The organism is Anianabacter salinae (assembly GCF_019061145.1).
GTDB classification, from domain to species: Bacteria; Pseudomonadota; Alphaproteobacteria; order Rhodobacterales; family Rhodobacteraceae; genus Anianibacter; species Anianibacter salinarum.
In genome coordinates, this window is record NZ_JAHQZS010000001.1 from 610158 (window position 1) to 629615 (window position 19458).

Genomic DNA, 19458 nt, shown 5'->3' on the forward strand with positions numbered 1-19458 from the left:
TTGGACGCCCGGACGGTCCTGTCGGCCCTGCGCGCGGGCAAGGCGCTGACCGCAGACCAGATCGGCTGGTTCGCGCGCGGGCTGGCGGATGGCGGCGTGACGGATGAACAGGCCGGGGCCTTTGCCATGGGCGTGTGCACGCGCGGCCTGCGGCCCGAGGCGCGGGTCGCCCTGACGCTGGCGATGCGCGACAGCGGGCAGGTGCTGCGCTGGGATATGCCGGGGCCGGTGATCGACAAGCATTCCACCGGAGGCATCGGCGATTGCGTGTCGCTGCTGCTGGCGCCTGCGCTGGCGGCGCTGGGCACCTATGTTCCGATGATCTCGGGGCGCGGGCTTGGTCATACCGGCGGCACGCTGGACAAGCTGGAATCGATCCCGGGGCTGAAGGTCGAGGCGGACGAGGCGCGGTTTCGCCGGATCGTGGAGCAGGCGGGCTGCGCCATCGTCGCCGCCAGTGCCGACATCGCGCCCGCCGACAAGCGCCTCTACGCGGTGCGCGACGTGACCGGGACGGTCGACAGCCTCGATCTCATCACAGCGTCGATCCTGTCCAAGAAGCTGGCGGCGGGGCTCGAGGCGCTGGTGCTGGACGTCAAGCTGGGATCGGGCGCCTTCATGCAGACGATGGACGACGCCGTGGCATTGGCCGAGGCGCTGGTCTCGACCGCGAACGGGGCAGGGTGCCGGACATCGGCGCTCATCACCGACATGAACCAGCCGGTCGCACCGTCAGCGGGCAACGCGCTTGAGGTGATGGAGGTGATGCAGGCGCTGACCGAGGGCGATCCGGCCTCGGCGCTGTGCGATCTGACCGCGGATCTGGGGGGAGAGTTGTTGCGGCTTGCGGGCATGGCGGACGACCGGCGCGAAGGCGCGGCGCTGATCCTGCAGACCATCGCCAGCGGCGCTGCCGCCGAACGCTTTGGCAAGATGGTGTCCGAGATGGGCGGCCCTGCCGATTTCGTGGACCGCTGGCGCGACCGCCTGCCGGGCGCGCGCGTGCAGGTGGCCATCGCGGCGACGCGGCGCGGCTATGTCACCGCCATCGACGGGCGCGCGTTGGGCGAGGCGGTGGTGCGGCTGGGCGGGGGGCGGCTGCGCCCCGGCGACCGCATCGATCCTTCTGTCGGGCTGTCGTCCATCGTCGGGCTGGGCGACGAGGTTGCGCCCGGCGATCTGCTCGCGATGGTCCACGCGGCAAGCGAACAGGATGCAGAGGCGGCGGCGGATGCGGTGGCATACGCGATCATCCTTGGCGATACGCTGCCCGACCTGCCGCCGATCACCTACCGGAGCGTCTGCTGATGGCCCGCGCGTTTCTGATCGTGCTCGACAGCGCCGGGTGCGGCGGCGCGCCCGATGCAGAGGCTTTCGGCGACGCGGGCGCGAACACGCTGGCGCATATCGCGCAGGCTTGTGCGCGGGGCGACGCGGAACAGGGGCGCAGCGGTCCGCTCCACCTGCCCAACATGGACGGCATGGGGCTGGGGGCGGCGATCCGGCTGGCCTCGGGGGATGCGACGCCGGGGCTGGATGCCGTGCCGCGGGGCGCTTGGGCGGCGGCGACCGAGTTGTCGCAAGGCAAGGACACGCCATCGGGGCACTGGGAACTGGCGGGGGTGCCGGTGCCGTGGGACTGGCACTATTTCCCGCAGGCGACCCCGGCCTTTCCCGCCGATCTGGTGGCAGAGGTCTGCACGGCAGCAGGCACCGACAACATCCTTGGCAACTGCCACGCCTCGGGCACGGTCATCATCAACGATCTGGGGGACGAGCATATCCGCAGCGGTTGGCCGATCTGCTACACTTCCGCCGACAGCGTGTTCCAGATCGCGGCGCATGAGGACAGCTTCGGGCTGGATCGCTTGTATGCGCTGTGCAGGGCGCTGGCGCCGACGCTGCACGAGATGAAGGTCGGGCGGGTGATCGCGCGGCCCTTTGTCGGCTGTCCCGAAGGCGGGTTTACCCGCACTGCCAACCGCAAGGACTTTGCCATCGCGCCGCCAAGCCCCACGCTCTGCGACTGGGTGCAAGCGGCACAAGGTTCGGTTCATGCAATCGGAAAGATCGGTGACATCTTCTCGATGCGGGGAATCGACGACGTGACGAAGGGCGACGATGCCGCCCTTTTCCAACATCTGGTGGACGCGGCAGGCCGCGCGGCGCCGGGCAGCTTGACCTTTGCCAACTTCGTTGAGTTCGACAGCCTGTATGGCCACCGCCGCGACGTGTCCGGTTATGCCCGCGCGCTTGAATGGTTCGATCAATCGCTGCCGCGTTTCCTCGGGCGCCTGCGCCCCGGCGATCTGGCGATCCTGACCGCTGACCACGGCAACGATCCCACATGGCGCGGCACCGACCACACCCGCGAGCGGGTGCCGGTGCTTGTGCACGGGGCCGACTTGGGCGAGGTAGGTCTGATAAATTTCGCCGACGTGGCCGCGACGCTTGCTCACCACCTTGGCCTTTCCGAACGAGGAGCCGGACGGAGTTTCCTATGAGCCACCGCGCAACGCCCAAGGTCGAACTGCACCTGCACCTCGAAGGTGCCGCCCCGCCGCGCCTGATCGCCGACATGGCCAAGGAGAGGGGCATCAACCTCAACGGCGTCTTCGCCGAGGACGGCAGCTATGCCTACCGCGACTTCTGGCACTTTCTCGAGGTCTACGAGGCCGCTACCAGCGTTCTGACCAGCCCCGAGGATTACCAGCGCCTGACCCGCGCCGTCTTGGCCGAAAGCGCCGCGCAGGGCGTGATCTACACCGAGGCGTTCCTGTCGCCCGATTTCTGCGGTGGCCGCGATGTGGGCGCGTGGAAGGAATACCTGCATGCCATCCGCGAGGCGGCCGAGGCGGCAGAGCGGCAGGACGGCATCACGATGCGCGGCATCGTCACCTGCATCCGCCATTTCGGCCCGGACAAGGCCAGGGAAACCGCGCGCTGCGCCGCCGAGACGATGGGCGATTTCCTGACCGGGTTCGGCATCGCGGGAGACGAGAAATCGGGGCAGGCCCGCGACTTCGACTACGCCTTCGACATGGCGCGCGAGGCGGGGCTGCGGCTGACCGCCCATGCGGGCGAATGGCGCGGCCCCAAGGGCATCGTCGCGACGCTGGATCATCTGAAACCGGAGCGGCTGGGCCACGGCGTGCGCGCCATCGAGGATCCCGAACTGGTCGACCGCATCGCCGCCGAGGGCATCGTTCTAGAGGTGTGCCCGGGGTCGAACGTGACGCTGGGCGTCTATCCCGACTGGCAGCGGCATCCGGTCCAGCTTTTGCGCGAGGCGGGGGTGAAGGTGACCGTATCGACCGACGATCCGCCGTTCTTCCACACCACGATGACCCGGGAATTCGACATGCTGGCTGACACCTTCGGCTGGGAGGATGCCGATTTCCTCGACCTCAACCGCACTGCGATGAACGCCGCCTTCTGCGACGAGACCACGCGCGCCGCCAAGCTGAAAATCCTGGAAGGGGCCGCCTGACATGACCGATCACCTGACCGTCGTCACGCACCCGCTGGTCCAGCACAAGCTGACCATCATGCGGGACAAGGACACGCCAACGGCCGTCTTCCGCCAGCTTCTGCGCGAGATCAGCCAGCTGCTCGCCTACGAAATCACGCGCGAGTTGCGGATGACGACCAAGCGGATCGAGACCCCGCTGGAGCCGATGGACGCGCCCACGCTCGACGGCAAGAAGCTGGCGCTGATCTCGATCCTGCGGGCGGGCAACGGCTTGCTGGACGGAGTGCTGGAACTGATCCCCTCCGCGCGGGTCGGCTTTGTCGGCCTCTACCGCGACGAGGAGACGCTGCAACCCGTGCAGTATTACTTCAAGGTGCCCGAGGGGCTGAACGACCGGCTGGTGATCGCGGTCGATCCGATGCTCGCCACCGGTAACTCCTCTGCCGCCGCCGTGGACTTGCTGAAAGGGGCGGGCGCGACGGATATCCGGTTCCTGTGCCTTCTGGCCGCACCCGAGGGCGTCGCGCGGATGAAAGAGGCGCATCCCGATGTGCCCATCGTCACCGCAGCCCTCGACAGTCATCTGAATGAAAAGGGTTATATCGTGCCCGGCCTTGGCGATGCAGGCGACCGGATGTTCGGCACGAAATAGTCCGCCGCTCGGGCCGCCCCTTTACGGATAGGGGGGGATCGGGCACACTCACACCAGATTTTGTGTGGGGGCACATATGACGATTCTCTTGCGCCGCGTTTTCCTTGCCGCCGCCCTGTCCGCTGTCACTGCCTTGCCGGTGGCAGCGCAGAACCGTTCGATAGATCAGGCCGACACCCCGGCCGAATTGCCGCCGTCCAGCTTTGACGGGCGCCAGTATGTCGACAGCCGCGGTTGCGTCTATATCCGCGCCGGGTTCGACGGCAACGTCACCTGGGTGCCGCGCGTCACGCGCGGTCGGCAAGTGGTGTGCGGCTTCCAGCCGACATTCCCGAACGGGACGACGACCGCGCAGGCTCCGCGCCAGACCGCACCGGCCCAGCAGCCCCGCGTGGTGCAGGCGCCGCCGCCCGCCGCCCAGCCGCGAGGCGTGGCGCCGTCCTCGGGTCAGAATTATGTCTCCCTGCCGCCGCCCCAGCCGACCGGCCCGGCGCCGCAGCAGCCGACCTATGCCCCCGCACCCCGGCAAACCGGTGGCGGCAGCGGGGCGTGCCCCAACGTGGCCGGGATCTCTGGTCAGTACCTGCAACGCAACGGGCGCTATGCCGTGCGCTGTGGTCCGCAGGCCGAAGACCCCTATTCCGGGCGGGCGGGGGCGCAGCTTCGGGTGCCCGATGCCAGCGCCGTGCAGGTCCCGAACGGCTACAAGGCCGCATGGACCGACGATCGGCTGAACCCCAATCGCGGCGTCCAGACGCTGACCGGCAATGCGCAGATGACTCTGGTCTGGACCCAGGAGGTGCCGCGCCGCCTTGTAGAGCGGGGGACGGGGCGCGATTTCACCGCGCTTTACGCCAACATGCGGCCCACCGGCGCGCAGAAGGTGCCCGGTCAGCGCGTCACCATCGTGACGCCGAACGGCAACCGCAGCTATGTCATCGTCGCCAATCGCGCCGACGCAGCGCCCGGGTCCAATGTGCGGTACTCAACCAAGAACATCGGCCAGTAACCGCCTGTCAGACAGCGTTCCGGCAAGGTCCCGCGCGTGTGATGCAGCGTGACTTGCCAGACCGACCAGAACGCGTATGACAGAGCTGTGACGCCCGCCGCGCCCGGGCCACACGAGTTTCAGTGAATTTGGCGAAGCGATCCGCCATCCCCCGCGTCGGGCTTTCGGGAGCTTGCCCGCGCAATTCCACCTTAACAGCAAAAAGCCTCCGGAGAGGCCTCGCCGAAAGGCGGGGCCTTTTCCCGTATCAGTCGAAGCAGATGGCCTGAAGGCTGATCCAAAGATCGTCGGGCAGGATTTGCCCCGCCATCGGGTCCCGGCCCGGGTCGCCCTCGGTCAATGCCGTGGCGAGTGGATCGTCTGACGGCAGCGCGCCCGCGAATGGCGACGAGGGCAGGCCGACCGCCTCGAACTGGGCGATCAGCGCATCTGGCGCCAGATCGGAGGGCGCGGACGTCACCAGCGTGTCCACATGGTCCCGCAGCGCATTGCCCGGAACGTCGCCCGAGGTCAGCAGACGGAACGCCGTCACCGGCCCCTGATCTTCAAGCAGGCGGGCGAGCGGGTCGCGCGCCGCCGCCCGCAGGTCTTCGGCCAGAACGAACCCGGCCAGAACCTCGGGGTCTTCCCAGCGTTCCACCAGATCGCGGTTCAGCACGATGATACCGCCCGGCAGATGCACGGCGCTGTCGATGCCGCCCCTGACGACGACAATGCGCCCGGGCCGCCCGCCGCGCAGACGCGCCTGCAGCGCCGCCAGCGCCTGTGTGCCAAGGCGCGACGTGCAGGGTGCGCCGGTGAAGCTTTCCATGCTGGACAGAAGCCGCGCGCCGATATCAATCCGCTGCGATGCCGGGACCACGGAGACAGCGTTGCGCACCAGCGCATCCGGCAGCCAGAAGACACCAAGGCCGAGGATCGCCAGAAGGCTTGCCCCCGCGACCGCCAGCCGAAGCCGTCCGCGCCGGGGGCGCCTGCGCGCCACGGCCCGGCGCACCTGTTCGATGGCCGCGACCATCGTTTCGTCCTCGATCTCGAGTTCCTCGGCCGAATCGGGGCCGGGCGCGTAGATCGCGGGCGGTCCCGCCTCGCCCCGCAATTCGATCGCGGCGAGCGACCAGTGCACCAGCGCCCGCTCTGCGGTGTCACTGATCGTCAGCGTCGCATCGCCAAGCGAGACGATCACGTCGCGCCGCTGATCCTCGGCCCCCGCCCGCCAGAGGCCGGACGCTTCGAGGCGCTGGTATCCAGTAAGCGCCGTCATGGATGATCCACTGTCTGCCCGCGCATGTTCTTGGTGTTTCCCGGCATCCTAGCGCATGAGGGCGGCAAGCGGTATAGCCGCTAAAGCGCCTTTGCTTTCGCCCGCAGCGCGAATTTCTGGATCTTGCCGGTCGATGTCTTGGGCAACTCTTCGAACACGACGCGCTTGGGGGTCTTGAACCCTGCCAGCCGCTCCCGGCAGAAGGCGATCAGGTCTTCTTCTGCCACCTGCTGCCCCTCCTTCACTTCGACGAAGGCGCAAGGCACCTCGCCCCATGTCTTGTCCGGCTTGGCGACCACGGCGCAGAGCAGCACGGCGGGGTGATGCATCAGCCGGTCCTCGATCTCGACCGATGACACGTTCTCGCCGCCCGAGATGATGATGTCCTTCGCGCGGTCGGTGATCTTGATGTAGCCATCGCCGTGCAGGAACGCGATGTCGCCGGACCGGAACCAGCCGCCCTTGAACGCCTCGGCGGTGGCCTCGGGGTTCTTGTAGTAGCCTTTCATCGTGGCATTGCCGCGCATGACGATCTCGCCCGTGGTGGCCGCGTCGCGCGGCACTTCGGCATCGTTCTCGCCGTGCACGGTGATCGCCTCCATCATCGGCATCACGACACCCGTGCGCGCCTTGATCTCGGCGCGCTCGTTTGTCGGAAGCGCGTCCCATTCAGGCTTCCAGGTGCAGTCGGTTGCGGGTCCGTAAACCTCGGTCAGCCCGTAGACCTGCGTGACGTTGAAGCCCAGCGGCTCGAACGCCTTGAGCGTCGCGGCAGGGGGCGGCGCACCGGCGGTGAACACCTCCACCACATGGTCGAACGCGCGCCGGTCGTCCGGCTTGGCGTTGATGATCGCGTTCAGCACGATGGGCGCGCCGCCGAAATGGGTCACGCCCTCGTCCGCGATGGCGCCGTAGATCGCGCGCGCGGTGATGTCGCGGCAGCACACCGTGGTGCCAAGCAGCAGCGGCACCATCCAGGGATGGGTCCAGCCGTTGCAATGGAACAGCGGCACGATGGTCAGGTAGACAGGGTAGAGCTGCATCCGCCACGAGATCAGGTTGCCCATCGTCGCCAGATATGCGCCCCGGTGGTGATAGACGACGCCCTTGGGCCGCCCGGTGGTGCCCGAGGTATAGTTGAGCGCAAGACTCTCCCACTCGTCCTGCGGCATGATCCATTCGAAGCCGGGATCGCCCTCCGCCACCAGCGCCTCATAGGTCATGTGCCGCCCGCTCGCAGGGAACCCCGCCGCCTCGTCCGGCACCTCGACCAGCAGCGGCATGGGGCCGTCCATCAGGGCAAGCGCCTCTTCTGCCATGCCAAGCTGCGCCGCATCGACAAGGACCACCTTCGCGCCGCCATGCGACAGGATGTAGGCGACCGTGTCGGCATCAAGCCGGGTGTTGATCGCGTTCAGCACCGCGCCCGCAGCAGGTACCGCCCAGGTCGCCTCGACCTGCGGCGCGACGTTCGGCAGGATCGTCGCGACCACGTCGCCGGGGGCCACGCCTCGCGCCGCCAGCGCCGAGGCCAGCCGCGTCACACGGGCGAGGTGCTCGGCGTAAGTCCAGCGCCGCGCTCGGTCGACCAGCGCCGTGCGCTCCGGGGCCAGCAGGGCCGCCCGCCGCAAATGCGACAACGGCGTCAGCGGCACATGGTTCGCCGCGTTCCGTTCCAGCCCGGTCTCGTCCGCCATCCAGCCCATGCCTGCGCCTCCCCACGCCTTCGTCAGAGCCACAGTAGATACCGGCTGCACCGGAAATGAAAAGCGCGGGGTTCCCCGGGCCGCCCCCGCGCCGTATCACTTTGGCAAACGTGGGGGCGGGCATGAAGCTGACGATCGTGACGACGATGCGCAACGAGGCGCCCTATGTGCTGGAATGGGTCGCCTATCACCGCTTGATCGGCGCCACCGACATCCTTGTCTATTCCAACGACTGCGAGGACGGCACCGACACCATGCTCGACCGTCTCGCGGCGCGGGGCGAGGTTATCCACGTCCGCAATGACGAGATCGGCAAGAAGGGCATCCAGTGGTCCGCCCTCGACCGTGCGGGCAGCCATCCCGCCGTGACCGGCGCCGACTGGCTGCTGGTCAGCGACATCGACGAGTTCGTGAACATCAAGGCCGGGGAGGGCACCTTCGCCGATCTGGTCGCGGCGGTGCCCGCGGCGCAGGCGATCGCGCTGACATGGCGGCTGTTCGGATCGTCGCACCGGATCGAGATCTCGGATCGCCCCGTCATCGAGGACTACACCCTTGCCGCGCCGATCCCCTGCCACGCGCCCTGGCAGGCCAGCCAGTTCAAGACGCTGTTCCGCAACGACGGCAGCTACGGCAAGCTGGGCGTGCACCGCCCGAAGGCGCCCAGGGCCGATGCACGCGACACGGTGGTCTGGACAAACGGGTCGGGCGTGCGAATGCCGCCCGACTTTGCTACGGTGGCGACCGTGACCTACGGCGCGCTCGCCGGGTACGAGCTGGTCCAGCTGAACCATTATTCGGTGAAATCGGCCTTTGCCTTCCTGGTCAAGGCGGCACGCGGCCTGCCGAACCGAACGCAAAAGGCTATCGACATCGGCTACTGGTCAGACCGCAATTTCAACACGGCGGAGGACCGCAGCATCCTGCGCCACCTTCCAGCGCTGCTGGCGCGGCTCGCGGACTTGAGGACAGATCCCGCGCTCGCATCCCTGCACGATGCCGGGCTTGACTGGCACCGAACGCAGGCCGCCGTCGCCTTCGACACTCTGGAAGGGCTTCAGCTCGTCACGCGCTGCGCCGGGACCGAGCGGCACGACATCGACCAAGGGCTCGCCGCAACACTGTTGCGGAAGCGGATCGCCCTGCGCGCCCGGCTGCAAAAGGACAACGAGGCGTAGGGCGGGGAACGCCGCTTGCGGGCATTGAGCCCGCTGCACGGCGTGCGAGACGTTCCCTCTCGCGCTCTCCCGAGTATTTCGGGACCAAAGATGAAACGCTTTGCTCCATATTCATCTTTGGTCCTCAAATACCTCTGGGGGGTCCGGGGGGCAAAGCCCCCCGGCCGGATCGGGCGCGCAGCGCCCGACAACTCTCAGGCGGCGTGTGCCGCCTCGGGTCCGAAGCGGCCATAGAAGGTCTCACCCTTCTCTGCCATTTCGCGCAACAGGTCCGGCGCGGTGAAGCGCGGGCCATGGGCGGAGGTCAGACGGTCGCAGATCTCGACCGCCTTGGCTGCGCCGATGATGTCCAGCCACGAGAACGGGCCGCCCGACCAGGGCGCGAAGCCCCAGCCGAGGATCGCGCCGACATCGCCCTCGCGGATGTCCATCAGCACGCCGTCTTCCAGCGCGCGCACCGCTTCAAGTACCTGTGCCATGAGCAGACGGTGTTGCACCTCGGTCACCTCGGGCTGGTCGTCCTTCACCGCGTAGCGTGCGCCCAGACCGGTCCAGAGACCGTCGCGCTTGCCCTTGTCGTCGTAGGCATAGAACCCCGCGCTCGACTTGCGGCCCAGGCGGCCCTCGTCCGCCATCCAGAACAGCACCTCGTCCACGGCGCTGTCGGGATAGGCGTCGCCCATCGCGGCCTTGGTCGCCTTGGCGATCTTCACGCCAAGGTCGATCGAGGTCTCGTCGACCAGTTGCAGCGGACCCAGTGGCATCCCCACCAGTTTGGCCGCGTTCTCGATCAGCGGCGGCGTGACGCCTTCGGACACCATCCGCACGCCTTCGTTGATGTAGGGGATGATACAGCGATTGGCGTAGAAGAACCGCGCGTCGTTCACCACGATGGGCGTCTTGCGGATCTGGCGCACGTAGTCGAGCGCCTTGGCCACCGCGCGGTTGCCGGTTTGCTGGCCGCGAATGATCTCGACCAGCATCATCTTGTCGACGGGCGAGAAGAAGTGGATGCCGATGAACTGCTCGGGGCGCTTTGACGCCTTGGCAAGGTCCGAGATCGGCAGGGTCGAGGTGTTGGTGGCGAAGATGCAGTCGTCGCCGATGACGGCCTCGACGCCTCTGGTGACCTCGGCCTTGATCGACGGGTCCTCGAACACTGCCTCCACGATCAGGTCGCAGCCTTTCAGTGCATCGTATTCCGTCGTGGCGGTGATCCGGCCCAGCACTTGCGCCTTCTTCTCCTCGGTCACCTTCTTGCGGCTGATGCCCTTGTCGAGAAGGTCTGCGGAGTAGGATTTGCCCTTGTCCGCCGCCTCCTGTTTCTGGTCGATCAGCACCACCTCGATCCCGGCCAGCGCCGAGACGTAGGCGATGCCCGCGCCCATCATGCCCGCGCCCATGATGCCGACTTTCCTGACCCGCTGGTCGGGCGCGTCGGGGCGGTTTGCACCTTTCTCAAGCGCGCCCTTGTTGACGAACAGCGACCGGATCATCGCGCCCGAGGACGGGTTCATCATGACGGACGTGAACCAGCGCGCCTCGATCCGCAGGGCGGTGTCGAAATCGACCATCGCGCCTTCGTAGACCGCAGACAGCAACGCCTTGGCCGCCGGGTAGACGCCCTTGGTCTTGCCGTGGACCATCGCGGATGCGCCGACGAAGGTCATGTAGCCCGCCGGGTGATAGGGCTCGCCGCCGGGCATCTTGTAGCCCTTGGCATCCCACGGCTTGACGATGTCGGCGTCCTTGGCCGACAGCACCCAGTCGCGTGCTGCGGCAACGGGGTCTGCGACGACCTCGTCGATGATCCCCGCCGATTTCGCCTTGGCAGGCTCGCTCAGCTTGCCTTCCAGGAGGAAGGGCGACGCGCCCATCGCGCCCAACTTGCGCACAAGGCGCGTGGTCCCGCCCGCGCCGGGGAAGATGCCGACCTGGATTTCCGGCAGGCCGATCTTGGCCTTGGGGTCGTCCTTGGCAAAGATCCGGTGCGTCGCCAGCGGGATCTCCAGACCGATGCCCAGCGCGGTGCCGGGCAGGGCGGCGGCGATCGGCTTGCCACCCTTGTTGGTCTTGGGGTCCATGCCCGCGCGCTCGATCTTCCGCAACACGCCGTGCATCTGCATGATGCCGTCGAACACGCCCTTGGCCGGGTTGTCGCCCGCGCTGTCCTTGAGGCTGGCCAGAACGTTCAGGTCCATCCCGGCGGCGAAATTGTCCGCCTTGCCCGAGGTGATGACGATGCCCTTCACGGCATCGTCCGCAAGGGCGGCGTCGATATGGCCGTCGAGCGTGCGCAGGGCATCGAAGCTCAGCACGTTCATCGACTTGCCGGGCACGTCCCAGGTGATGAGGGCAACGCCGTCGTCGCCGGTGGTCATCGTGAAATCAGTCATGGTGATGTCTCCCTGGCGTTGGTTTACACGCGCTCGATGATGGTGGCGGCACCCATGCCGGACGCGACGCACAGCGTGGCAAGTCCGACGCCCTTGCCGGACCGCTCCAGCTCGTCGAGCAGCGTGCCGAGGATGATCGCGCCGGTGGCGCCCAAGGGGTGGCCCATCGCGATGGACCCGCCGTTCACGTTCACCTTGTCATGATCGACGTCGAAGGCCTGCATGAAGCGCAGGACAACGGCCGAGAACGCCTCGTTCACCTCGAACAGGTCGATGTCGCCGATCTCCATGCCGTGATCGGCAAGGATCTTCTGCGTGGCGGGCACCGGTCCGGTCAGCATGATCGTCGGATCGGTGCCGATCTTGCAGGTCGCGCGGATGCGGGCGCGGGGCTTCAGCCCGTATTTCTCGCCGAATTCCTTGGACCCGATCAGGATGCCTGCCGAGCCGTCGACGATGCCGCTGGAGTTGCCCGCGTGGTGGACGTGGTTGATCCGTTCCAGATGCGGGTACTTCATCAGCGCGATCTGGTCGAAGCCGGGCATCACCTCGCCCATGTCCTTGAACGACGCCTTGAGGCCGCCCAGCGACTGCATGTCGGTGCCGGGGCGCATGTATTCGTCGGTGTCGAGGATCGGCAGGCCGTTCACGTCGCGCACGGTCAGGACCGACTTGCCGAAGCGGTTGTCATCCCAGGCCGCCTTTGCCCGGCGCTGCGATTCCACCGCCAGCGCATCGACGTCATCGCGCGAGAACCCGTATTCCGTCGCGATGATGTCGGCCGAGATGCCTTGCGGGACGAAATAGCTGTCCATCGCGACGGAGGGATCGACCGCGATCGCCGCGCCGTCCGACCCCATCGCCACGCGGCCCATCATCTCGACACCGCCCGCGACATAGGCCGACCCGGCGCCGCCCTTGACCTGGTTTGCCGCCAGGTTCACCGCCTCGAGGCCGCTGGCGCAGAAGCGGTTGATCGACAGCCCCGGCACCTGCTCGTCGAAGTCCGAGGCCAGCACGGCGGTCCGCGCCAGGCAGCCGCCCTGTTCCTTGACCTGGGTGGCATTGCCCCAGATCACGTCTTCGATCGCCTTGGTGTCCAGATCGTTGCGCTCTTTCAGCGCGTTCAGAACGGTCGCGGACAGGCGCACGCTGGTCACTTCATGCAGCGCGCCATCCTTGCGGCCCTTGCCGCGCGGGGTGCGGACGGCGTCGTAGATATAGGCTTCGGTCATGTCTGTCTGCCTTTCGGTCTCAGGCCCGGTCCGACGGATTGCCGGGCATCAGGTCATAGGGGTGTTTCCAGCCGGGGGTCTCTGACAGGCGTGTCAGCCAGGCATCGATATGCGGCCAGTCGGCGCGGTCGAAGCCGAAGGGTTCGGGGTAGTAGAGGTAGGCACAGCACGAGAGGTCGGCGTTGGTGATGCCGTCGCCGACGATCCAGTCGCGGCCCGCAAGATGCCCGTTCAGCACGTCATAGGCGGCCTTGAGACGGCCCTGAAGAAAGCCGATCACTTCGGCCGGGCGCTTGTCCTCGGGCAGGAAGTTCATCAGGAACCGGGTCACGCCCGCCTGGCTGGACAGCTTGTGATTGTCCCACAGCACCCAGCGCAGAACCTCGTAACGGTCGTTGCCGCTTCCGCCAAACTTGCCGGATTTGTCGGTGACGTATTGCTGGATCGCGCCCGACTGCGTCAGCCGCAGATCGCCGTCGACCATCACCGGGGCCTCGCCCATCGGGTTCACCGTCGCGCGGAAGTCGGGGCTGCGGGTCTCGCCCTTGAAGAAATCGACGAAGGCCGGCTCCCAGTCGAGGCCGGAAAGCTCCAGCGCAAGCGCCGCCTTGTAGGCGTTTCCGGATTCGCCGAAGCAATAAAGCTTGATGGTCATGCGCGTGCCTCCCTGCTGCGCCGCGCCCTGTGGCACGCGGTTAACTTGAGTATTTTTTCCAAGAAGAAAAAGGGGTCTCACGAAGTAACGGTGCGTTAAACCTAGCGCCCTAGCATGACAGGCGCGGTACAGGCTGGAGAGCCGATGACCGCCCAAGGAGAAGCCCCGCCGCGCGCAAGGTTATCTGCAACGGGCCGGACCACGTGGCGGGGTCATCCTCGCGCCCGGCTTCTTCTTGGCACAAATACTCTCGCCGAAGGCGTTCCCGGCCAGACATGCGCGCCGCCGCCGGGCAGAGGCGCGCCGTCAGTCGCGCACGATCTTGCGCGCGATCAGTTCCTTCATGATCTCGTTGGTGCCGCCATAGATCCGCTGCACCCGCGCGTCCGTCCACATCGGGCCGATGTCGTACTCGGCCATGTAGCCGTAACCGCCATGCAGTTGCAGGCACTCATCCAGCACCTCCATCTGGGTGTCGGTGATCCAGTATTTCGCCATCGCGGCCTTTTCGACCGACAACGCGCCGCGCAGATGTTCGGCCATGCAGGCGTCAAGGAAGGTGCGGGCGACGGTGGTCTTGGTCTGAACCTCGGCCAGCTTGAAGCGGGTGTTCTGGAACTGCGTCAGCGGGCCGCCAAACGCCTCGCGTTCCTTGGCGTAGCGGATCGTGCGTGTCACCGCGCCCTCCATCGCGCCGACGGCACCGCAGGCGATGATGAGCCGTTCCTGCGGGAGCTGCTTCATCATCTGGTAGAAGCCTTGGCCTTCATCGCCGCCAAGCACGTTCTCGGGCGGGACCGCGACATTGTCGAAGAACAGCTCGGACGTGTCCGACGCATGCAGGCCGATCTTGTCGAGGTTGCGCCCGCGCGCGAAGCCCTCGGCGTCGTCGGTTTCCACCACCACCAGCGATGTGCCTTTCGCGCCGGCGCTGGGGTCGGTCTTGCAGGCGACGATGACAAGGTTGGCGTGCTGGCCGTTGGTGATGAAGATCTTCTGCCCCGACACCCGGTAGACATTGCCGTCGCGGATCGCGCGGGTCTTGATCGACTGCACGTCCGACCCCGCACCGGGTTCGGTCATCGCGAGCGCGCCGACCATCTCGCCGCTGGCCATCTTTGGCAGCCAGCGCTGTTTCTGTTCCTCGGTGCCGTAGGCGAGGATGTAATGCGCGACGATGCCCGAATGGATACCGACGCCCCAGCAGGCGAGGTTGGCGCGGGCCGCTTCCAACAGGATCACCGCCTCGTGCCCGAAGTCACCGCCCGCGCCGCCGTATTCCTCGGGGATGGACGGGCACAGAAGGCCAAGTTGCCCGGCCTCGCGCCAGATGCCGGGGTCCATCTGGCCTTGGGCGTTCCATTCGGGCAGCCGCGCGACCCAGGTGTCGTTGAGGAATTTCGCCGTCATGGCGGCCAGCATCGTATGCTCGTCGGTCATCCAGCCTTGCGGGGTCATGTCGTTCATCGGGGTCCCTCCCTCGGTCACCGTTTGCGCTTGTCGATCTCGGCGTTGAACAGGCGCAGGCGGTGGGTCAGCTTGTCGCTGTCGGTGATGCTGTCGAAATGCTCGAACAGGAACGACAGTGCCTCGCCCTCGTCCAGTCCGGCCTCTTTCGCGAAGCCGCGCAGGCGGCGATAGCCGTCCTCGGTCATCGCGACGGGAAAGCGGCGGGTCAGGCGAAAGCGTTTGGGCATGTCTGCTCCCTCATGCGAAAACGGGCGGCCAGTGGGGCCGCCCGGTCACAGTATTCGCAGGGCCGTGCGGTTGCACGCCCCATCGGATCAGAAGTTCGCGGCGTCCAGTTGCATGACCGGGTCCGCGCCGCTTTCGATGCGCGCCAGATGGGTCGCCGTCGCGGGCAGTTGCCGCGCCATGTAGTAGCGCCCCGTTGCGATCTTGGTGCGGTGGAAATCTTCGTCCGCCGTGCCGTCCTTGAGCGCCTCGTAGGATGCTTTCGCCATCCGCGACCACATCAGGCCAAGGCAGACATGGCCGAACAGGTGCATGAAGTCGTAGCTGCCCGACAGCGCCGCGTTGGGGGTCTTCATGCCGTTCTGCATGAAGAACATGCCGGCTTGCTGAAGCTCTTTCGACGCTTTCTTGAGCGGGTCGAGGAAGTATTCCTTCAACTCGCCATGCTCTTCGCTCTCCTTGATGAAGTCCTTCACCATGTCGAAGAACGCCATCACGGTCTTGCCGTTGTTCAGCGCCAGCTTGCGGCCGACGAGGTCAAGCGACTGGATGCCGTTGGTGCCCTCGTAGATCATCGTGATCCGGGCATCGCGAACGAACTGTTCCAGACCCCATTCGCGGGTAAAGCCTGACCCGCCAAGCGTCTGCTGCGCCAGAACGGTGGTTTCGAAGCCCTTGTCGGTCAGGAAACCCTTGATGACGGGGGTCAGCAGGGAAATCATCTGCTCGGCCTGATCGTCCTTGGCGCGGTGGCTGCGGTCGATCATCTCGGCGCCCCAGAAGACGAAGGCGCGCGCACCTTCGACAAAGGACTTCTGGTCCAGCAGGTTCCGGCGCACGTCGGGGTGCACGATGATCGGATCGGCGGGGCCGTCGGGGTTCTGCGCGCCGGTCACGTCGCGGCCCTGCAGCCGGTCGCGGGCAAAGCCAAGCGCGTTCTCGTAGGCGACCGCACCTTGCGCATAGCCCTGCAGGCCGACGCCCAGCCGCGCCTCGTTCATCATGGTGAACATGGCGCGCATGCCCTTGTGCAGTTCGCCTACCAGATAGCCGGTCGCGCCGTCATAGTTCATCACGCAGGTGGCGTTGCCGTGGATGCCCATCTTTTCTTCAAGGCCGCCGCAAGAGACCGCGTTGCGGTCGCCAAGGCTGCCATCCTCGTTCACCATGAACTTGGGCACGATGAACAGCGAGATGCCCTTGGTGCCTTCGCCGCCGCCGGGGGCCTTGGCGAGCACGAGGTGGATAATGTTGTCAGTCAGGTCATGCTCGCCCGCCGAGATCCAGATCTTCTGGCCGCTGATCCTGTAGCTGCCGTCGTCCTGGGGTTCCGCCTTGGTGCGGATAAGGCCCAGATCGGTGCCGCATTGCGGCTCTGTCAGGTTCATGGTGCCGGACCACGACCCCTCGATCATCTTCGGCAGGTAAGTGGCCTTCTGCTGGTCCGACCCGTGCACCTGCAGCGCGTTGATCGCGCCGTGGCTAAGGCCCTGGTACATGTTGAACGCCATGTTCGCCGAGACGAACAGTTCGCCGACGGCAGTGCCCAGCAGATACGGCATGCCCTGGCCGCCGTAGTCGGGATCGCAATCAAGCCCGATCCAGCCGCCATCACGCATCTGGTCATAGGCTTCCTTGAAGCCCTTGGGCGTGCGCACCACACCGTTCTGAAGCGTGCAGCCCTCCCTGTCGCCCACCGGGTTCAGCGGCGCAAGCACGCCTGCGGCGAGTTTTCCGGCCTCTTCCAGAACGGCAGAGGTAAACTCGCGGTCCAGCTCGGCATAGCCGGGCGTATCGGACGTGCTGACCTTGAGGACATCGTGCAAGATGAACTGCATGTCCTTGGTGGGCGGGGTGTAGGTGGGCATGGGTCTCTCCCTATTCGCCGGCCTGGCTGAGCGAAAAGGTCGTCATCACGCCTTCAGCCCATTTCAGGTGCTGTTTCAACTCCGAGATCGCCACGTCCAGCTCTTCGCGCTGGCGTTCCAGCTCGGTCAGTCGCGTCCGGGCGATCTTGTAGGATTGCGTGATCTGGGCCTGCTGTTGGTCATCGCGATCGTAGAGGTCCAGCAGCTGCCGGATCTCTTCGAGGCTGAAGCCAAACTTCTTGCCGCGCAGAATAAGGGTCAACCGCGCACGGTCCCGCTTCGTATAAAGCCGTTTCTGCCCCTCGCGGATCGGCGCGAGGAGTTCCTTTTGCTCATAGAAGCGGAGCGTCCGCGGAGTGACGTCGAATTGATCACACATCGTGCGAATGGTGAGCAGTCTGTCAGTCAAAGCCAAGTCTCTCCTTTTAGATAGAACGCAGCGTCACCGCATGGAGTTTCCCCGGATATGCACGCGCGGCGGAAGTCCGCCGCCAAGGGGACTCAAGACACAGGAAAAGCGCAGGGGAATGCGTGAGGCGACACACCAGATGCGCCATCTCGACTGCGATCACAATGGTAATTCACGCGGCCGTCACCAGAACGTCGCGTCACAGCGCGACAAGGCGGAAATCAGCCTATCACGGTGGAGTGAACAGCGAACTCACGGCGACGTCAAGCGTCGGTTTCATCCGCGATTTCAGCGGCTTCCGCACGCAGGCGTTGCAGCTCGTCGATGGTTTCGGAAAGCTGCTTCTGTTGCTCTGTCAGCGCAACGATCTGTCGGTCGGCATTCTCGACAAAGACCTCATACTGCGCCTTCGTGCCGCGTTCCTCGTACATTTCCAGCCATTGCCGGATTTCTTCAAGGCTGAAGCCAAAGCGGCGGCCGCGCAGGATCAGTGTCATCCGTGCAACTTCGCGGCTGGTGAAAAACCGCGAGCGACCTTCCTTCTCGGGCCTGAGAAGCTCGATATACTCGTAATAGCGCAGCGTGCGCGGGGTCACGTCGAACTTCGCGCACATCTCCTTGAAGCTCAGGCGGCTGTCAGACATCGGACGCTCCTCCGCCCCCGAACGTAACTGACAGGCACGCGTGGTCAATTCAGTTCATGAAACCCGGCGCGAAGAAATAGAAGCCGTAGGCGACGACGAACGCCGGAATAGCCGAGTAGAGGGTCGCGACCACGGCCGCCTTTGGGTTCAGTGCGATTGCCGGAAACAGCGCGTCGCCGTCGTTCGAGATCGCGTTGCCGATCAGCGCGGCAAAGGGCAGGGCGCCGTTGATATAGAGGGTCGCCACCAGCACCTGCGGCCCGCAGCCCGGAACGAAGCCGACCAGGATACCGATCAGCGGCAGCACCGGAGCCACGGCGGCGAACCATGCCGCCAGATCGAGCCCGGCGAATGTCGCGGCATAATCATAGGCCAGGTAGGCGCCGATCACCCAGACCGAGATAAAGCTGGTTTCCTCGGCCAGGCGGGTGGCGGGGCTGTCCTCGCTGTTGGTCATCGCCTGCAGCGGCGAGGTCGACCAGATGAACAGGCCCAGCGCGGTGCCAGCCAGCGCGATCCACAGGACCGGGATGCCGAACACCGACGCGATCTCGATCTGTGCAAGCTGGGCGATGCCGACGACAAGACCGGGTGCGGCGAGCGCCAGATAAGCCAGATCCTGCGGGCGGGTGCGGCCGATGCGGGGGGCGACGATGCACAGGTTGCCGGTGTCCGGCGTCAGGTCGACGCGGTTGAAGCGGTCCACCAGCCAGCCTGAAATGATGCCGACGGCGAAGGACAGCGGCAAGACCACCGCCGCCGCGTCGGGACGTGTGGCGATCAGCAGAAAGGCAGCATCGCCCATCGTCGCGGTCAGCGTGGCGACGACCGCGCCGAAGCGCACGTTGCCGGATGAATACGCCGCGACCACCACCACGGCGCCGCCGCAGCCCGGCGTCGCGCCCAGAAGCGCCGCAATCGGCACCTGCCAGCCCTTCGCGGTGCTGAGCGAGCGGCCGATGTCGAAGCCGAACACACGTTCGGCCCCGTAGAACAGCAGCAGCGTCGCGGCGACAAAGACCGAGACCTGCACATAGGCGTCGGTCATCAGGCTGCGGGTCAGGCTGCCCAATTCGCCCGGCGCCATGGCCAGACCTGCGAAGATCAGTGCGACCAGCAGACGGCGCGAGCGGAACGGGCCAAGCCAGTCCGTCGCCCGGAATGTCTCGGGGATGCTGTCGCGGATATTCACTGTCGAATTTGCCATGGGCTATACCTATTGCTGTCAGCTAACAATTCGGAATTTAGCACTTGCGGCGCCCCCTTCAAGCGCGA

17 protein-coding genes are annotated in these 19458 nt (G+C 66.1%); 6 read left to right on the forward strand and 11 right to left on the reverse strand.

Annotation, left to right across the window (positions count from 1 at the left end):
• The 5 genes from KTJ87_RS03015 to KTJ87_RS03035 all read left to right on the forward strand — a co-directional run bounded on the left by KTJ87_RS03015 (position 1) and on the right by KTJ87_RS03035 (position 5133).
• A complete protein-coding gene (locus tag KTJ87_RS03015; RefSeq protein WP_267137583.1) occupies positions 1–1308 on the forward strand; it encodes a thymidine phosphorylase in 1308 nt (435 codons plus the stop codon).
• Positions 1308–2504 (forward strand): phosphopentomutase, encoded by a 1197-nt coding sequence (locus tag KTJ87_RS03020; protein ID WP_267137584.1) that lies wholly within the window; start codon positions 1308–1310, stop codon positions 2502–2504. Before KTJ87_RS03015 ends, KTJ87_RS03020 begins: the two co-directional genes overlap by 1 nt.
• Positions 2501–3490, forward strand: coding sequence for an adenosine deaminase (locus KTJ87_RS03025; protein WP_267137585.1), 990 nt, complete (start codon positions 2501–2503; stop codon positions 3488–3490). Before KTJ87_RS03020 ends, KTJ87_RS03025 begins: the two co-directional genes overlap by 4 nt.
• Position 3491: 1 nt before the next feature.
• On the forward strand, positions 3492–4124 hold the full coding sequence (upp, locus tag KTJ87_RS03030) for a uracil phosphoribosyltransferase (protein WP_267137586.1): 633 nt from the start codon (positions 3492–3494) through the stop codon (positions 4122–4124).
• 76 nt (positions 4125–4200) lie between these two features.
• Entirely contained in the window at positions 4201–5133 is a 933-nt protein-coding gene (locus KTJ87_RS03035; RefSeq protein ID WP_267137587.1) for a hypothetical protein, read from the forward strand.
• A gap of 247 nt (positions 5134–5380) precedes the next feature.
• On the opposite strand, the gene KTJ87_RS03040 is transcribed toward KTJ87_RS03035, so the two are convergent.
• Together KTJ87_RS03040 and KTJ87_RS03045 are read right to left on the reverse strand one after the other, a co-directional pair.
• Positions 5381–6397, reverse strand: a complete 1017-nt coding sequence (locus tag KTJ87_RS03040) for a hypothetical protein (protein WP_267137588.1) — start codon at positions 6395–6397, stop codon at positions 5381–5383.
• Between the two features lie 80 nt (positions 6398–6477).
• Entirely contained in the window at positions 6478–8103 is a 1626-nt protein-coding gene (locus tag KTJ87_RS03045) for an AMP-binding protein (protein ID WP_267137589.1), read from the reverse strand.
• A 122-nt stretch (positions 8104–8225) separates the two neighbouring features.
• Here KTJ87_RS03045 and KTJ87_RS03050 point away from each other — a divergent pair, with 122 nt between their 5' ends.
• Positions 8226–9281: a glycosyltransferase family 2 protein gene (locus KTJ87_RS03050; RefSeq protein WP_267137590.1), complete on the forward strand. Its 1056-nt coding sequence runs from the start codon at positions 8226–8228 to the stop codon at positions 9279–9281.
• Positions 9282–9475: 194 nt separating this feature from the next.
• Here KTJ87_RS03050 and KTJ87_RS03055 read toward each other — a convergent pair whose 3' ends face one another.
• The 9 genes from KTJ87_RS03055 to KTJ87_RS03095 all read right to left on the reverse strand — a co-directional run bounded on the left by KTJ87_RS03055 (position 9476) and on the right by KTJ87_RS03095 (position 19390).
• Positions 9476–11677, reverse strand: coding sequence for a 3-hydroxyacyl-CoA dehydrogenase NAD-binding domain-containing protein (locus KTJ87_RS03055; protein WP_267137591.1), 2202 nt, complete (start codon positions 11675–11677; stop codon positions 9476–9478).
• 23 nt (positions 11678–11700) lie between these two features.
• The gene (locus tag KTJ87_RS03060) at positions 11701–12912 is read right to left on the reverse strand and encodes an acetyl-CoA C-acetyltransferase (protein ID WP_267137592.1); all 1212 of its coding nucleotides are present in this window, start codon (positions 12910–12912) and stop codon (positions 11701–11703) included.
• A 19-nt stretch (positions 12913–12931) separates the two neighbouring features.
• Positions 12932–13567 (reverse strand): glutathione S-transferase family protein, encoded by a 636-nt coding sequence (locus KTJ87_RS03065; protein ID WP_267137593.1) that lies wholly within the window; start codon positions 13565–13567, stop codon positions 12932–12934.
• A 306-nt stretch (positions 13568–13873) separates the two neighbouring features.
• On the reverse strand, positions 13874–15025 hold the full coding sequence (locus KTJ87_RS03070; protein ID WP_407650467.1) for an acyl-CoA dehydrogenase family protein: 1152 nt from the start codon (positions 15023–15025) through the stop codon (positions 13874–13876).
• A gap of 26 nt (positions 15026–15051) precedes the next feature.
• Positions 15052–15264: a hypothetical protein gene (locus KTJ87_RS03075; protein ID WP_267137595.1), complete on the reverse strand. Its 213-nt coding sequence runs from the start codon at positions 15262–15264 to the stop codon at positions 15052–15054.
• 87 nt (positions 15265–15351) lie between these two features.
• Positions 15352–17130 (reverse strand): acyl-CoA dehydrogenase C-terminal domain-containing protein, encoded by a 1779-nt coding sequence (locus KTJ87_RS03080; protein WP_267137596.1) that lies wholly within the window; start codon positions 17128–17130, stop codon positions 15352–15354.
• Positions 17131–17140: 10 nt separating this feature from the next.
• The gene (locus KTJ87_RS03085; protein WP_323371601.1) at positions 17141–17539 is read right to left on the reverse strand and encodes a MerR family transcriptional regulator; all 399 of its coding nucleotides are present in this window, start codon (positions 17537–17539) and stop codon (positions 17141–17143) included.
• A gap of 263 nt (positions 17540–17802) precedes the next feature.
• The gene (locus KTJ87_RS03090; RefSeq protein WP_267137597.1) at positions 17803–18183 is read right to left on the reverse strand and encodes a MerR family transcriptional regulator; all 381 of its coding nucleotides are present in this window, start codon (positions 18181–18183) and stop codon (positions 17803–17805) included.
• A gap of 49 nt (positions 18184–18232) precedes the next feature.
• Positions 18233–19390: a putative manganese transporter gene (locus KTJ87_RS03095; protein ID WP_267137598.1), complete on the reverse strand. Its 1158-nt coding sequence runs from the start codon at positions 19388–19390 to the stop codon at positions 18233–18235.
• Between the last annotated feature and the right edge of the window lie 68 nt (positions 19391–19458).

Excerpts from the sequence above, each read along its gene's own strand:
- KTJ87_RS03060 (WP_267137592.1), bottom strand. The coding sequence starts at position 12,912 with ATGACCGAAGCCTATATCTACGACGCCGTCCGCACCCCGCGCGGCAAG.
- KTJ87_RS03025 (WP_267137585.1), top strand. The coding sequence starts at position 2,501 with ATGAGCCACCGCGCAACGCCCAAGGTCGAACTGCACCTGCACCTCGAA.
- KTJ87_RS03080 (WP_267137596.1), bottom strand. The coding sequence starts at position 17,130 with ATGCCCACCTACACCCCGCCCACCAAGGACATGCAGTTCATCTTGCAC.
- KTJ87_RS03095 (WP_267137598.1), bottom strand. The coding sequence starts at position 19,390 with ATGGCAAATTCGACAGTGAATATCCGCGACAGCATCCCCGAGACATTC.
- KTJ87_RS03040 (WP_267137588.1), bottom strand. The coding sequence starts at position 6,397 with ATGACGGCGCTTACTGGATACCAGCGCCTCGAAGCGTCCGGCCTCTGG.
- KTJ87_RS03065 (WP_267137593.1), bottom strand. The coding sequence starts at position 13,567 with ATGACCATCAAGCTTTATTGCTTCGGCGAATCCGGAAACGCCTACAAG.
- KTJ87_RS03070 (WP_407650467.1), bottom strand. The coding sequence starts at position 15,025 with ATGACCCCGCAAGGCTGGATGACCGACGAGCATACGATGCTGGCCGCC.
- upp (WP_267137586.1), top strand. The coding sequence starts at position 3,492 with ATGACCGATCACCTGACCGTCGTCACGCACCCGCTGGTCCAGCACAAG.
- KTJ87_RS03090 (WP_267137597.1), bottom strand. The coding sequence starts at position 18,183 with ATGTCTGACAGCCGCCTGAGCTTCAAGGAGATGTGCGCGAAGTTCGAC.
- KTJ87_RS03020 (WP_267137584.1), top strand. The coding sequence starts at position 1,308 with ATGGCCCGCGCGTTTCTGATCGTGCTCGACAGCGCCGGGTGCGGCGGC.
- KTJ87_RS03055 (WP_267137591.1), bottom strand. The coding sequence starts at position 11,677 with ATGACTGATTTCACGATGACCACCGGCGACGACGGCGTTGCCCTCATC.
- KTJ87_RS03050 (WP_267137590.1), top strand. The coding sequence starts at position 8,226 with ATGAAGCTGACGATCGTGACGACGATGCGCAACGAGGCGCCCTATGTG.
- KTJ87_RS03035 (WP_267137587.1), top strand. The coding sequence starts at position 4,201 with ATGACGATTCTCTTGCGCCGCGTTTTCCTTGCCGCCGCCCTGTCCGCT.
- KTJ87_RS03045 (WP_267137589.1), bottom strand. The coding sequence starts at position 8,103 with ATGGGCTGGATGGCGGACGAGACCGGGCTGGAACGGAACGCGGCGAAC.
- KTJ87_RS03075 (WP_267137595.1), bottom strand. The coding sequence starts at position 15,264 with ATGCCCAAACGCTTTCGCCTGACCCGCCGCTTTCCCGTCGCGATGACC.